This is a genomic window from Streptomyces sp. NPDC036764 (assembly GCF_055609385.1).
Genome location: NZ_JBVJPT010000018.1, coordinates 112,350 through 125,835 on the forward strand (window position 1 = coordinate 112,350; position 13,486 = coordinate 125,835).

General features: G+C 69.1%; 17 protein-coding genes and 1 pseudogene. 6 read left to right on the plus strand and 12 right to left on the minus strand.

The annotated features are described in order from the left end of the window. Positions 1–3: 3 nt before the first annotated feature. Positions 4–228 (minus strand): hypothetical protein, encoded by a 225-nt coding sequence (locus ACZ69Q_RS40770; RefSeq protein WP_471052725.1) that lies wholly within the window; start codon positions 226–228, stop codon positions 4–6. Positions 229–272: 44 nt separating this feature from the next. Next, a complete protein-coding gene (locus ACZ69Q_RS40775) occupies positions 273–407 on the minus strand; it encodes a hypothetical protein (RefSeq protein WP_471052727.1) in 135 nt (44 codons plus the stop codon). 146 nt (positions 408–553) lie between these two features. On the opposite strand from ACZ69Q_RS40775, the gene ACZ69Q_RS40780 reads away from it, so the two are divergent. Further along, positions 554–1,075: an AAA family ATPase gene (locus ACZ69Q_RS40780; protein ID WP_471052730.1), complete on the plus strand. Its 522-nt coding sequence runs from the start codon at positions 554–556 to the stop codon at positions 1,073–1,075. A gap of 478 nt (positions 1,076–1,553) precedes the next feature. Here ACZ69Q_RS40780 and ACZ69Q_RS40785 read toward each other — a convergent pair whose 3' ends face one another. The 6 genes and pseudogenes from ACZ69Q_RS40785 to ACZ69Q_RS40810 all read right to left on the minus strand — a co-directional run. Further along, positions 1,554–2,156 (minus strand): hypothetical protein, encoded by a 603-nt coding sequence (locus tag ACZ69Q_RS40785; protein WP_471052733.1) that lies wholly within the window; start codon positions 2,154–2,156, stop codon positions 1,554–1,556. A gap of 699 nt (positions 2,157–2,855) precedes the next feature. Then, positions 2,856–3,698: a hypothetical protein gene (locus ACZ69Q_RS40790; protein ID WP_471052736.1), complete on the minus strand. Its 843-nt coding sequence runs from the start codon at positions 3,696–3,698 to the stop codon at positions 2,856–2,858. A 251-nt stretch (positions 3,699–3,949) separates the two neighbouring features. Next, the gene (locus ACZ69Q_RS40795) at positions 3,950–4,168 is read right to left on the minus strand and encodes a hypothetical protein (RefSeq protein WP_471052739.1); all 219 of its coding nucleotides are present in this window, start codon (positions 4,166–4,168) and stop codon (positions 3,950–3,952) included. 86 nt (positions 4,169–4,254) lie between these two features. Continuing rightward, positions 4,255–5,451, minus strand: coding sequence for an RNA polymerase sigma factor (locus ACZ69Q_RS40800; protein ID WP_471052741.1), 1,197 nt, complete (start codon positions 5,449–5,451; stop codon positions 4,255–4,257). Continuing rightward, positions 5,444–5,866, minus strand: a complete 423-nt coding sequence (locus ACZ69Q_RS40805; RefSeq protein WP_471052744.1) for a YciI family protein — start codon at positions 5,864–5,866, stop codon at positions 5,444–5,446. The genes ACZ69Q_RS40800 and ACZ69Q_RS40805 overlap by 8 nt, the downstream gene beginning before the upstream one ends. 223 nt (positions 5,867–6,089) lie before the next feature. Further along, positions 6,090–6,393 (minus strand): annotated as a pseudogene (locus tag ACZ69Q_RS40810) (nitrilase-related carbon-nitrogen hydrolase); the annotation flags it as partial. A gap of 165 nt (positions 6,394–6,558) precedes the next feature. Here ACZ69Q_RS40810 and ACZ69Q_RS40815 point away from each other — a divergent pair. Beyond that, positions 6,559–7,023 (plus strand): SRPBCC family protein, encoded by a 465-nt coding sequence (locus ACZ69Q_RS40815; RefSeq protein ID WP_471052746.1) that lies wholly within the window; start codon positions 6,559–6,561, stop codon positions 7,021–7,023. A gap of 23 nt (positions 7,024–7,046) precedes the next feature. Here the strand turns inward: ACZ69Q_RS40815 and ACZ69Q_RS40820 are convergent, their stop codons facing one another. Further along, on the minus strand, positions 7,047–7,979 hold the full coding sequence (locus ACZ69Q_RS40820; protein ID WP_471052749.1) for a helix-turn-helix domain-containing protein: 933 nt from the start codon (positions 7,977–7,979) through the stop codon (positions 7,047–7,049). A gap of 184 nt (positions 7,980–8,163) precedes the next feature. Here ACZ69Q_RS40820 and ACZ69Q_RS40825 point away from each other — a divergent pair, with 184 nt between their 5' ends. After that, positions 8,164–9,204 carry an NAD(P)-dependent alcohol dehydrogenase gene (locus ACZ69Q_RS40825; protein WP_471052752.1) on the plus strand — a complete coding sequence of 347 codons (1,041 nt, stop codon included), beginning with the start codon at positions 8,164–8,166 and terminating at the stop codon, positions 9,202–9,204. Positions 9,205–9,416: 212 nt separating this feature from the next. Further along, on the plus strand, positions 9,417–9,800 hold the full coding sequence (locus ACZ69Q_RS40830) for a VOC family protein (protein ID WP_471052755.1): 384 nt from the start codon (positions 9,417–9,419) through the stop codon (positions 9,798–9,800). Positions 9,801–9,831: 31 nt separating this feature from the next. On the opposite strand, the gene ACZ69Q_RS40835 is transcribed toward ACZ69Q_RS40830, so the two are convergent. From ACZ69Q_RS40835 to ACZ69Q_RS40845, 3 genes are all read right to left on the minus strand, one after another. After that, on the minus strand, positions 9,832–10,602 hold the full coding sequence (locus ACZ69Q_RS40835) for a globin domain-containing protein (protein ID WP_471052757.1): 771 nt from the start codon (positions 10,600–10,602) through the stop codon (positions 9,832–9,834). Between the two features lie 169 nt (positions 10,603–10,771). Then, positions 10,772–11,044, minus strand: a complete 273-nt coding sequence (locus ACZ69Q_RS40840) for a hypothetical protein (RefSeq protein ID WP_471052760.1) — start codon at positions 11,042–11,044, stop codon at positions 10,772–10,774. 222 nt (positions 11,045–11,266) lie between these two features. Then, complete coding sequence (locus ACZ69Q_RS40845) at positions 11,267–12,007, minus strand: hypothetical protein (protein ID WP_471052762.1); 741 nt, start codon at positions 12,005–12,007, stop codon at positions 11,267–11,269. A gap of 384 nt (positions 12,008–12,391) precedes the next feature. Here ACZ69Q_RS40845 and ACZ69Q_RS40850 point away from each other — a divergent pair, with 384 nt between their 5' ends. After that, positions 12,392–12,931, plus strand: coding sequence for an RNA polymerase sigma factor (locus tag ACZ69Q_RS40850; RefSeq protein ID WP_471052764.1), 540 nt, complete (start codon positions 12,392–12,394; stop codon positions 12,929–12,931). Between the two features lie 70 nt (positions 12,932–13,001). Then, the gene (locus ACZ69Q_RS40855; protein ID WP_471052767.1) at positions 13,002–13,364 is read left to right on the plus strand and encodes a hypothetical protein; all 363 of its coding nucleotides are present in this window, start codon (positions 13,002–13,004) and stop codon (positions 13,362–13,364) included. Positions 13,365–13,486 lie beyond the last annotated feature (122 nt).

Consider the following 13,486-nt stretch of genomic DNA (forward strand, 5'->3'; position numbering starts at 1 on the left):
AGGTCAGTCACCCGCCTCCGGACCCCAGCGCTCAGGCCCCACACCGCGCCAGTCGATCCACGGCACCCCGGCCACGTCCGCCGGGTCGATCTCCAGCCCGGCGCGGCGAAGGAACTCCGCGACATCGGCGACGTTGTGGGCCAGCCCGAGGATCTCGCCGTCCACGCGCACGCGTCGACCACCCGAGGGCGACGGCGGATGCACGGTCACGCGAATCGGTCCGGACATGCCTTCAGGATCATCCGGGTCCAGCGCCCCCGCATGCCAGCGCGTCACCGAGGACGCCGACGCGGCTCGATGCGGCCTCGCCGCTCGGCGAGCTGCCGGTGGGCGGCACTCCACTCCGTGTGCGCCCGGGCGAGGCCGTCGATCTGCGCCCGGGGGAGGCCGTCGGGGAACGTTTGCATGACCGGAATTCAATCACGTGTTCGATTTTTAGGGCCATAGCCGCAGCCAGATCCCTGCCGCGGGCGACTCGCAGCGATGGCCGGCCACTCATAGCGACGGCCCGGCCGCCCCCAGCTCCACGTGGACGCCCCTAGCATCAGGCCCCATGATCGTATGGCTCAACGGCACCCACGGCGCAGGCAAGACGACGACCAGCGCACTCGTGCAGCAACTGATTCCGGATTCACGGGTGTTCGACGCCGAGAAGGTCGGCGAGACACTCATGGACATCACGCCGGGGCTGCCCGAGACGGACAACTTCCAGCACTGGCCCCCATGGCGGCCGCTCGTCGTCGAGACCGCCCGCCACGTGCTGGAGTACGCCGGCGGCACCCTGGTGATGCCCATGACCGTCCTGGTCGAGCAGTACTGGCGCGAGATCAGCACGGGCCTCGCCCAACACGCCATCCCGGTACGGCACTTCGTCCTCCACGCCGACCAGGACACCCTGCGCGCACGCATCGAGGGGGACACCGTTCTCGGTCCCTCTCCGTTCCGTCTGAAATACCTTGAGCCCTACGCCGAGGCAGCCCGCACCTGGCTGCACAGCGAGGCCGAAGTCATCGACACCACCCACCTCACCCCGGCCCAGGCCGCCCAGCAGATCGCAGAGGCCGTCAGAGGCTGAGGTCTGCCCGACCGCCGCACTCGCGACGGCGTCCAAGGCGCGCGGCGCCGCACCCTGCCCGCGGCTGGCCCGCCCCCGGAGGCCCTGGCGCCGGCGATCGAGTAGAGCGTGTCGCCGTCCATGCCACAGGTAATAGACCCGCGACGCCCGGCACGGCATCTCATTTCGTGGACCGAACAGCCGAATGCGGCCCGGCACGAGCCTTCTCTCACAACGACTGCCGAGCCCGCCTCACTTTCCGGCTCGCCAGGTGGTGCGCGGCCGGCGCTGGCAGGTCATCCGCTGGCCATCGACGAAGCCCGGCCGTCGGTTAGGTCCCGGACGTGTCTCCGGGCCGCCCCCAGACAGACCGGGGATGCAACCATTCCCTTCAGAGCTGGAACCCCCGGAAGCCGGCCGCGCACCTGAGAGACGGTAGCCGCGGGCACTGACAACGGCCCTGCCGACGATCGACCGCGGGGAACGGGGGCGCCTGGGCTCAGAGGAGATCCCGCCAGAAGGGGACTGTCGCCCTCGGGTTCCAGCTCTCGTCGACGTCGCCACGTGCCTCGTCGAACTCCTGATGCATGTAGTCGACCAGGTCCAGCCCGTAGTAGATGATGTCGGTCTGCCACATCGAGAGCACCGGATGCCCGTAGCTTCCCGGGCCGGTTGGGAGATACCGATGGGCATACACGGGTACCAGCTTCGGCGCTCCCGCGAGATGGTGCCGTGCCGTGGCCAGTGCCGCCGCGCCGTCCGCCGGGCGCTCGCCCCAGCCCTCGTACCAGAAACCGTTGTGCTCAACGCTCAGGAGGACGCCCTCCGTCGGCCAGCCGAGTTGGTCGCGCAGTCTGTCCGGATCCCCACTGCGCCAGTCGGGCCAAGGCTTGGCCCAGGTCTGTCCCTCCTCAGGAGGGATGTTCACCGGAAGGCCGGCCGCGAGGAATGCACGGTGGTCATCTGCGAAATCAAAGCCGTACTCGCGCTCGATGCGCGCGAACTCGGCGTGCGACAACCCCGCCTCGAACTCATAGAGTCCGGTCTGTGCCAGGCAACGTGCGGCTTCCGCACCAAGACGTGCCCCCTCGGTACTGATCACCACCGCACACTAACTCTTCACGGGGCGCCAACGCTGGGAGGACGAGAGGAAACACCTGACGTACTCCGCTGATAGCCTCGCCCGGCTATCCCGAGGTCGTGACGGACGGCGGCATGGAATCCGTCGCGCGACATCCGGTATCTCTTGTAGGCCCTTTCCCATTCCGCTGCGTCTACGTCGATCAATCCGCGGGCGTAGTCACTAAGCTGCCACAAGGCCGATCGAAATGCGTGTGCGGCCCTGCCGACTTGCTCATCGCCGATCATTTGTACCGTTTCGTATGCGAGCGCCAGGTGCCTGTCGGACTCGGCGATCTCTTTCATCCCTTCTTCGATGGAGACCGGAGGGGGACCTTCGAGGAGATTTCTCGTCGTAGCGAGCGAACGCGCGGCCCCGACCTGAACATGCGCTACATGGATCAACTCTCGGTACGCTTCGAATCGGCGCTGGCTCCACTCCCTTTGCACATCACGCTTCCACCGAAATCGCTCGGAAAGCGCACCGCCGAAAACGGTGACCACTCCGCCGATCACTACGCCTATCAAGGCCGGAAGTTGACCCACCAAGTTCACATGTCCCCCCAGATGCACGGGGTAGCCCTCGATCGAACTGGCCGGTGGCTCCCCTGCCTGTGTCGCCGAGTAGTCTCCCCAGCGACGTGCTTGTCCAGCCCCCTCCGGAGAACCTGTGGGCCTGACGTCAGGGACGTTCGTAGTGCTGAAGGACGCCGCCCACGGAGAAGCAGGCGGCGCCCAGGAACGTGGTCCAGTTGGCGATGTCGGCGTTGATCTGGCTGCCGGTGGCCGGGCGGGTGAACGCGGCGATCGCCGAGACCATGAAGAGGACCGAGCCCAACTGGTTCACGGCGACGATCCACCAGCCGAGGCTGCGGCGGCGGAAGCAGAGCCGGCCGTGGCAGATCTCGACGAAGCCGAGATGGCCGGAGATCAGGAAAAGCACGCAGCCGACCAGGTCCGGGGTCCAGATCAGCCGGTTGATCTGCTGGACGCTCAGCCCCTGGAGGAAGGAGTCCAGCAGGTTGACGCCGAACACCAGGGTGCCCGCGAACAGGACGACCGCGCTCAGCCAGTCCACCCGCGTCGGCTCGTAACTCCACCAGCGCCAGGGGTGGGTGACGAGTCGGCCTTCGCCACCGGGCACGTGCCGGGGGGCGTTGATGACCTGGAGCAGTGAGACGTAGCCGCCGGTGTTGAAGAAGAGGCCGCCGGCGAAGTAGATCGAGGCGCAGGTGGTGGCGTCGCCGGAGCCGACCTGGGCGACGCCGGCCCCGGCCGCGAACAGGGCTCCGCCGATGATGAACGCCGTCGCGGCGGTGGCGTTGAGCCGGCGCAGACGGCGCAGGGCGACCTCGTCGGCGCGGTTGTGCCGACTGCTGGGAGCGCCGGGCGGGCGCACGGCGATGACTCCGCGCCGGCGGGCGAGCCGTGACTCCCATACGGCGGTGCCGCCGCCGGGGAGGTGCCAGGTGAGCCGGGTGGTGAACGGTCCCGCGCCCTCGGCGCGTTGCTCGGGTTGTCCCACGCGCCGAGACTAGATCGCTCGCCGGGCAGCCCCGCGAAGCGAAACGCCGCCGGGCCGCCCCGCGAAGCGAAACGCCGCCGGGCCGCCCCGCGAAGCGAAACGCCGCCGGTGGTGGCGGTGAGCCGGAGACCCGGCGATTCCCGGTGCGCCTCAGTGCCGCCCGGATGGCTTCACGCTGGAGCCGCGGGAGACGCCGACGGTCTCGTGACCGGCGATCTGGCCCGTGAGGCCCTCGTACGGGACGAAGCCGGTCACCTCCAGCTCCCTCCTCCCCGCCCCAGCTTCCGCAGTTCCGCCCATGCCGCCGGGGTACGGCCGCCTTCCCGCCAGTAGGGGTGGAAGAGCACCTCGGTCGAGAGCCGGTACAGGCGGCGGCGCAGCTCGGTTCGGCCCGGCCCGTCGGCAAGCCGGTGGTAGGTGGCGCTCCACTCCTGCTGTGCCTGGACGAGGTCGTCGGGGAACGATCGCATACCCCGATTCAATCATGTGTTCGATTTTTTGCGCCATCGCGACCCGGCCTGGACCGGCCAGCCATCAGTCACCAGTCACCGGCCCGCTACCGCGTACCCTCACCCTCACCCCCGCCCCCGCCCCCGCCCCCGCCCCCGCCCCCGCCCCGACGCATGTTGAGCCGAGCCGCCTGGCGGGTCAGGTAGTCGCGTTCGGCGAGGTTGGCGGCCTTCTGTGCGGCCTCGGCGTAGAGGCGGGCCGCCGTCGGCAGGTCGCCGTCGCGTTCGTGGAGGTAGGCCGCGGCCGCGGTGTATCGGGGCAGCGCCGCGTCCAGCGGAGCCAGTGCCGCCAGGCCCGCGCGCGGGCCGTCCGCCTCGCCCACGGCTACCGCGCGGTTGAGGCGCACGACGGGACTGTCGGTCAGGCGCAGCAGCTCGTCGTACCACTCCACGATCTGGACCCAGTCGGTCTCCGCGGCGGTGAGCGCGTCCGCGTGCAGCGCCGCGACGGCGGCCTGGGCCTGGAACTCGCCCAGTTGGTCGCGAGCGAGGGCGGCCTGGAGGATGTCGATGCCCTCTGCGATCAGGGCGCGGTCCCATCGGCCGCGGTCCTGCTCGGCGAGCGGTACGAGGCTGCCGTCGGACGCGGTCCGCGAGGCACGTCTGGCGTGGTGGAGCAGCATGAGGGCGAGCAGTCCCGCCACCTCGGGGTGGTCGATGGCGGCCGCGAGCTGCCGGGTGAGCCGGATGGCCTCGGCGGCGAGGTCGACGTCGCCGGAGTAGCCCTCGTTGAAGACCAGGTAGAGGACGCGCAGCACGGTGGCGACATCGCCCGGCTGGTCGAACCGCACCCCGGAGACGGTGCGCTTGGCCCGGCTGATGCGCTGCGCCATGGTCGCGTCGGGCACCAGGTACGCCTGCGCGATCTGCCGGGTGGTGAGCCCGCCGACGGCGCGCAGCGTGAGCGCGACCGCGGACGACGGGGTCAGGGAGGGGTGGGCGCACAGGAAGTAGAGCTGGAGCGTGTCGTCCGCGGCGGGGGCGGGCCCGGGCTCCGGCTCCTCGTCGACACGGTCCTCCCGCCGGCGGCGGGCCGCGTCGGACCGGGCCTGGTCGAGGAACTTTCGCCAGGCCACGGTGACCAGCCAGCCCTTCGGGTCCCTCGGCGGGTCGGCGGGCCAGACGCGGACCGCCTCGACGAGGGCGTCCTGTACGGCGTCCTCGGCCGCCGCGAACTCGGCTCCGCGGCGGACGAGGACGGCGAGCGCGCTCGGCGTGAGGCTTCTGAGCAGTGCCTCATCCACCGGCGTGGCAGTCCGCGACGGTGGGCGCCGCGGAGAGGAACGGGCGCAGTTCCAGCCACTCGTGGATCGGCTTCCCGCCCGCGCCGGGGGCGGCCGACAGCTCCCCGGCCAGTTCGACGGCACGCTCGTGGCTGTCGACGTCGATGATCATCCAGCCGGCGATCAGGTCCTTGGTCTCGGCGAACGGCCCGTCGGTGACCGGAGGGCGCCCCTCACCGTCGTACCGGACCCACTCCCCCTCGGGTGCGAGCGCCTGCCCGTCGACGTACTCCCCGGTCTTCTCCAGCTTGTCCGCGAAGTCCCGCATGTACTGCACATGCGCCGAGATCTCCTCCGGCGTCCACTGGTCCATGGGCACGTCGTTGGCCGCTGCCGGAGCGCCGCGGTAGTGCTTGAGCAGCAGGTACTTGGCCATCGTCCTTCTCCTTGGTGCGGGTGCGACCCATTGTGGTCGCGTTCACTACGGGGACGGAGCCGATCGCGGGTTCTCGACATCGCCGCCGAAGAAATTTCCCGAGCTTCCCCCGAGCCCCTGAAGAGCTCCTGAAAGAGCTCCTGAAGAGCCCCTATGAACGGGCCCGGTCGAGGACACGGTCGCGCAGCACCGGGAGTTCGGTGCGGATGCGCGCGACCTCGGCCGGGTCGAAGAGGAGGGCGGTGTTGTAGAGCGTCCCGTCCTCGTCCCGCTCGACGATCGAGCCCGCGTGGAGCCATGCCCCGGCCTCGCGAGCGGCGGCGGACATGGCCTTCGCGGTGGGTCCGTCGGCCGCTTCACAGTCCGCTCCCCAGCGGTCGTACGCCCATGCGCCGGCCGTCCACAGCTCAGGAAGGACCACCAGGTCGTCGCCCTTGCGGCCGCGGACCAGCGAGGCCGCCCCGGCCACGCCGCTCGTCGGCGGATTCGGACGCGTCCACGGAAAGCCGGATCAGCGAGGCACGCATCGCCGTCACCTCCGAGACCGTTCACGCACGGTTCGAGGAATCTGCTCTCCTACGAGCGTACGAAGCCTCACGCACATCTCGCGCCCCGGGCGCCCCCTCTGCCCCGCCCGGTGCCTGCTGCGCCGAGCCCGCGCGATTATCGGGTCCTGCTGCTTCCATGGGTGCATGGCCAGAACCAGCGTCGTCGTGGAGCGGCGTATCGCCGCAGGTCAGGGAAGTGTCTGGGAGTCCCTGACCGATCTGAGGGGCATGGTGCACGTGCTCAGTGGTGTGTCGGGCGTCGAAGTCCTCACGGAGGGGACCTTCGGCGTGGGCACGCGGTGGCGGGAGACGCGGCGGATGTTCGGCAAGGAGGCCACCGAGGAGATGTGGGTGACCCGCTGCGAGCCGCCCGAGCGGTATGTGGTGGAGGCCCAGTCGCACGGCACCCACTACGTATCGGAATGGGCACTGCGGCCGGACGGGCCGTCGGCGACGACGGTCCGGATGACGTTCACCGGCATCACCTCCGGCGGCGTCGCGGGAGTACTCGCGAGGATTCTCGGCGGCCTCGGCTCCCGGGCCGTGTCCAAGGCCATCGCGAAGGACCTGGACGACATCGCCGCGGCGGTCGAGGGCCGCGCCCGCTGAGAGGACCGAAGGGAGCGACCCGATCAGGCCGACGCGCTCGTCCCCGCCTTCGTCGCGTCCGCTCCCCAGCTCGCCAGCAGCCGCAGCGCCTGCGCCGACGGCGAGCCGGGCTCCGGGTGGTAGGTGATCAGGGTCTGTTCCGAGCCGTCGGTCAGGCGGAACGACTCGAAGTTCAAGGTCAGCTCCCCCACCAGTGGATGCCGCAGGCGCTTGACGCCGTAGCTCTTCTCCTTGACGTCGTGGTTGGCCCACAGCCGCCGGAACTCCTCGCTCTTGACGGAGAGTTCGCCGACCAGGGCGGACAGGCGCGGGTCGTCCGGGTGGCAGCCGGCGTCCATGCGCAGGAAGGCGACCATGTCCGACGCCTTCTGGTCCCACTCCACGAAAAGCTCGCGGTAGTCCGGCCGCAGGAACACCAGCCGCGCCCAGTTCCGCTCGGGCGCCGGCAGCTCCGACCAGTCGCCGAAGACGGCCGCCGCCATCGCGTTCCAGGCGAGGATGTCCGAGCGCCGGCCGGTGATGTACGCCGGGACGCCGTCGATCGAGTCCAGAAGCTGCCGCAGCACCGGCCGCACCTGCTCCGCGCGGGACGCCGGCTTCTTCTTGTGCCGTTTCGGCTTCGCCAGGTGCGTGAGGTGCGCGTGCTCGGCGTCGCTGAGGCGCAGCGCCCGCGCGATGGCGTCGAGGACCTCCGCCGAGACGTTGCGGCCGTTGCCCTGCTCCAGGCGCGTGTAGTACGCCACGGACACCCCGGCGAGCTGCGCCAGCTCCTCGCGCCGCAGCCCCGGCACCCTGCGGTGCCGCCCGAAGTCGGGCAGGCCCACGTCCTCCGGCTTCAGCCGGGCCCGCCGGGTGCGCAGAAACTCGCTCAGCTCGGCACGCCGGTCCAGGCCGGCCAGGGGGTCGGCGGCGGTGTCCGCTGCGGGTCCCGTCAAGGAACCGGGCCGTTCGTCCATGCCTCAAGTATTCCCCGTCGTACGCCTACGAGCCTGTCCCCGTCAGTAGTAGGTCCCGCGAGCGTACGTACGACGGAGGTCTGGGTGGCCGTCGACCGCTTCGGCAGGGTGAAGAGCGTGCCCGGACGAAAAAGCAGGACCAGAAGGCAGCCGGGCGCGAAACCCCCGCTAGGAGAACCCCGGCATGACCACCGTTGCCGCATACGCAGCACCCGCCGCCAAGGCTCCGCTGGAGCGCACCACCATCGAACGGCGTGAGGTCGGCGAGTTCGACGTCCTGATCGACATCAAGTTCGCCGGTATCTGCCACTCCGACATCCACCAGGCCCGTGAGGGCTGGGGCGAGGCGACCTTCCCGATGGTCCCCGGCCACGAGATCGCGGGCATCGTCTCCGAGGTCGGCCCGGGTGTGACGAAGTACGAGGTCGGCGACCGCGTGGGCGTCGGCTGCATGGTCGACTCCTGCCGTGAGTGCGAGAACTGCCTGGCCGGCCTGGAGCAGTACTGCCTCAAGGGCAACATCCAGACGTACAACGGCGTCGGCAAGGACGGCGAGCCGACCTACGGCGGCTACTCGCAGAAGATCGTCGTCGCGGAGAGCTTCGTCCTGCGCATCCCCGACGGCCTGTCCCTGGACGTCGCCGCGCCGCTGCTGTGCGCCGGCATCACCACGTACTCCCCGCTGCGCCACTGGAACACCGGCCCCGGCAAGAAGGTCGCGATCCTCGGCATGGGCGGCCTCGGCCACATGGGCGTGAAGCTCGCGCACGCGCTCGGCGCCGAGGTGACGGTGCTGTCGCAGTCCCTGCGCAAGAAGGACGACGGCCTGAAGCTGGGCGCCGACCACTACTACGCCACCAGCGACCCGCAGACCTTCCAGGAACTGCGCGGCAGCTTCGACCTGATCCTGTCCACGGTGTCGGCGCCGCTGAACCTGGACCGGTTCCTGTCCCTGCTGAAGACGGACGGCGCCTTCGTGAACGTCGGCGCCCCCGAGGAGCCCGTCGCGCTCAACCTGTTCTCCGTGATCATGGGCCGCAAGACCCTCGCCGGCTCCGGCATCGGCGGCATCCGCGAGACCCAGGAGATGCTGGACTTCTGCGCGGAGCACGGCATCGGCGCCGAGATCGAGCTGATCGAGGCGGGCCAGATCAACGACGCGTACGAGCGGGTGCTCAGCAGCGACGTGCGGTACCGCTTCGTGATCGACACCGCGACCATCTGATCACGGCCCCGAAGCCGCCCAGGACCGAGGGCCCCGGAGCCGCACTGCTCCGGGGCCCTCAGCCCGTGCCCGTGCGCCGCCCCGGACCTGCGGCCGAGTACCTCAGGAGTAGCGCCGCCCCCTCCCTGCGACCGATGTGCCGGGCGACGGCGCTGCCTAGCGTGAAGGGCGTAGGAGCCAGTCCGAACCGTGCACACGAGGAGGCAGCCCCGATGACCGTCCAGCTCAACCACACCATCGTCGCCGCGCGCGACAAGAAGGAGTCGGCCCGGTTCCTGGCCGGCATCCTGGGCCTGGAGGTGGGCCCGCAGTACGGACCCTTCATCCCGGTCGAGATCCCCAACGGTGTGACCCTGGACTACCTCGACTCACCCGGCGCGATCACGCCCCAGCACTACGCGTTCCTGGTGTCGGAGGAGGAGTTCGACGCGATCTTCGGCCGCATCAGGGAGGCCGGCCTGACCTACTGGGCCGACCCGTACCACCGCCGCCCCGGCGAGATCAACCGCAACGACGGCGGCCGCGGCACCTACTTCGACGACCCGAACGGCCACAACCTGGAGATCCTGACGAGGCCGTACGGCAGCGGCGGCTGACCCGTCACCGCCGCCCGCCGCCCGACGATCGTCAGCCCTGATACGGCGGAGCCGCCCCCCAGGTCCACCGCGGCACCGGCTGCTCCGCCGGCGGCACCGCGTCCGGACCCGAGAAGTACACCGCGAGCCGGGTCCCCCACTCCACGTAGGCGAGGAATGCCGAACGGAACTCCGCGTCCGTCGGCAGGCCCGCCTCGTCGGCCGCGTCCTGGATGAGGTTGACCCAGCGGCGGCGCTGGGGCTCGGTGATCCCGCGGCCCATGTGCTTGGCGACCATGTGGCCGTGACCGCCCTGGGTCTCGGAGTAGGCCGGCGGGCCGCCGAAGACCTCGCCGAGCCACAGCGCCACGTGTTCCGCGTGGTGCGGGTCCAGGCCCTCGAACAGCGGGGCCAGGAGGTCGTCCTTGAGCACCTTGTCGTAGAAGGCCGACGTCAGCCGGGAGAACGCCTCCGCTCCGCCCGCCCAGGCGTACAGCGTGGGCACGGCGGCGCCGGCGCCGCGGACCGTCGTCGGTTTGTAGTGGCGCATCTCCTCGATGTGCGTGATGTACGGGCGGATCTCGGCGAGGAAGTCGGGGAACAGCTCCGACTTGCGGAAGCCCTCGAGGTGGTCCTCCGTCGACGTCCAGATGATGCGCAGGACGAAGTGCTCGAAGTCCTCCTCGCAGCGGGCGAGTTCGTAGTCGACGCAGTGGGGCGAGGCGGCGAGTTGTGCCGCGGCGCGGGTGTAGGCGGCCAGGAACTCCGCCGACTTCTGCTCGGGGATGCGGTACCTGATGTATTCGACCGTGTGAGCCGTCATGGCCTCACCGAAACACGAAATTCGAGCGGACGCTCGTCCTCCGCCGACTCGGGATCGCCGGATCACGGCCCGCAGGGAGCCGATTCCCCCGGCGTGAGGCGTGCGAGTGTTGCCGACAGGCGCCCCCTGTGCCGCAGTTGACGATTGCGGCACAGGGGGTATGTGGTGTTCAGCCCAGACCGGATCCGCTGGTTCCCTCGGTGTGGGCGGCGAGGAGGAACAGCACGGTCACTGTTACTCCGAGGGCGACCATCCCCAGGCGCAGGGCGGGATGGTTGTGCCTGAGCTTCGTGGCAGCGAGTACTGCTGCCACCGGGATGGCGGCGAGCAGAGCCTGCGAGAGCACCACGACAACAGCCCAGCAGGCGAGGACGGTCGGTGATGCGGGTCCCTTGTGCGGTCGGTGCGGGACCGTACCGCCGATGTCGGCTTGGATGCTCACGATGTACCTCCAGGCGGAGTGGGCCGTGCAAGGCCTGTGCCCCGGCCGGGAAGCGGGCCGGGGCACAGGCCGCGGAGGGAATGGGCCCGCGGCACGGGCTACATGCGACTCCAGAGGATGGCCCCTACGATGCCGACGGCGATGACGGCGGCGAGAACGTACAGAACGACTTTCGTGAGGGTCTGTGCCATGGGTTCTCCTCGATAGGCGCCCTGGGTATGGCTAGACGTTCTTGAGATAGTAGTAGCGGATCCCGGTCTCGTCGCAGCGCAGATGGTGGCGCTTGTCGATGTTGACGCCGAAGCCCTTGTAGATGATCGAGCCGTGCCAGGTGACGTACGCGAGAGCGTTGCCGGCGCCGGAGATCCACTGCTCCTCGGGCTCATGGCTGATGGATACGCCGATGTTGTAGTTGGTGTGTGAGGCCGCGGCGTTGTAGACCTTGTCGACCTTGGTCGAGGTCGAGTGGTACCACTGCTTGAAGTTCAGTCGGGTGATGGTCACGCCAAGGATCTTCTGCTTCACGTTGTACCAGCAGCTCCAGTCACCCGCGGTGCCCTGGGCCGAGACACCCCCGGCGGCCGTGGCGGTCGGAGCGGCTCCCGTCTCGACCTCGATCACGACGTCGCCGCCGGCCAGGGTGTAGGTCCCGGGGTCACTGGCCGCGGCGTCCTCGTATGCCTTGAGGACGTCGCCGTCGACGAGGTAGCGCAGGAACTTGTCCTTGTTCGCCGTGGACAGGGCACCGAACGCGGTGGCCGTCGCGTTGGCCGACGTACTGTTCTGCGACCTGAGCCAGGTGGTGTACTCCGCCGCCGTGGGGACCTGGGGGGCGGCGCTCGCCGGAGTGGCGGACAGGCCGGCGAGGGTGCCGGCGGCGAGAGTGGTGGCCGCGAGCGAGGCCACGATGCTGCTGTGACGGCGTGCGGTGGTACGGGAGAGGCTGGATCTGGTGAACTGCACTTTCTCTCCTTCGGGTTGTTCCACCGATGACGCAATGGGTGGCGGGGAAAGCCGTTCACGGCCCCCCGATCGCTGGATATTCTGCGGAAAATGCCAGGAGACTTGGTCGCGATCCCTTGGCATGCCCAGATCAACATGGCATGGACTATTGGCATGCCTCAAGAGGTCTCGATAACTCCTGAGGATAATTTGAGGTTCGCTCATCACCGACCCATGATTGACCTCCGGTTGGAATTTACAATTCCGCTCGGAATAGAGGCGGATGGCGAGAGAAATGGAATCTCAAATTCCGATCAATTCCGCACCTTGATGCCGCGGCCTGACCTACGATCAGGCAATCGGCGTGCGCCCCGTGATGGGTGCGGCGACTTCTTGGGGGTTGCAATGAACGCGACCGGCTCGAATTCCGATCCCGACAGATGTGGCGAAATGGCGATGCGCGACGCCAAAGAGATGATCTGCGCGCTATTGCCCTACTTACAGAGCAGGGCGGAACGGTCGGCCGCGCGCTGGATGGCCGAAGACGCGGTACAGGAGGCCTGTGAGAGGTTGCTCTCGCGCCCCGCGACGTTCATCGCGCATCCCAACCCGCGCGCGTACGCGATCAGGACCGTGGTCACGACGCTGATAGACCAGCAGCGCCGACGCCGGCGCGAGGTGCTGGCCGCGGAGGTCCCCGACAGTCCGAGTTCCGCCCCGGGAAACCCTGTTGAGGCCTGGTGGGAGGCCGAGCGCCTGCTGGCGGCGCTCCCGGCCGGGCAGTCCGCCGCAGTACGTCTGGTGGACGTCGAGGGGTACACGATCGACCAGGCCGCCGAGATCCTCGGCGTGCACCGGGGGACGGTGTCCCGTGCGCGGCTGCGCGGGCTCGAAGCACTGCGCAGAAATTTCTCCCTCGAGGAGTCATACGGCACGCCCGCCTGAAACGTTCACCGTACGACCCATGAAGCCGGCTCGGACGAGAACAAGATCGAAGCGAGGTTTTATGAAGAGCGTGATCAAGAAGGCGACCGTCGGTGCCGTTGCGATTCTCGCAATCCTCGGCTCGACAGGGGTGGCTGTCGCGGCTCCGGCCCCCGAAGCCTCGGTTCAGGCGACATGCGTGCCGTTCGTCGATAAGGACACGGATGCCGGGTCGATGCATATCAAGCGGTGCGCGGCGCCGAATCAGGAGATCCGCTTCTATGGATGGATTCAGAAGTACACCGATGATACGGCGTGTGTAACTTTCCGCTTCAATTCGTTTCCGGAGAATTACAGTCAGACGTGGTCTGTCTGCGACCCGCTGGAGTACGCCAACATTGACACGGCGTATCGGAAGCTCCCGGCCTCGTGGGGCACAGTCGTGCCGAAGTAGCCGAACGAGAACGAGCTCCGATCCAGCTCCACGACACGAAGGGGCCCGGGGGGGGGGGGAGGGGGGGGGGGGGGGGGGGGGGGTGGGGGGGGGGGGGGGGGTGGGGTCTTTCTCCTCGCGGG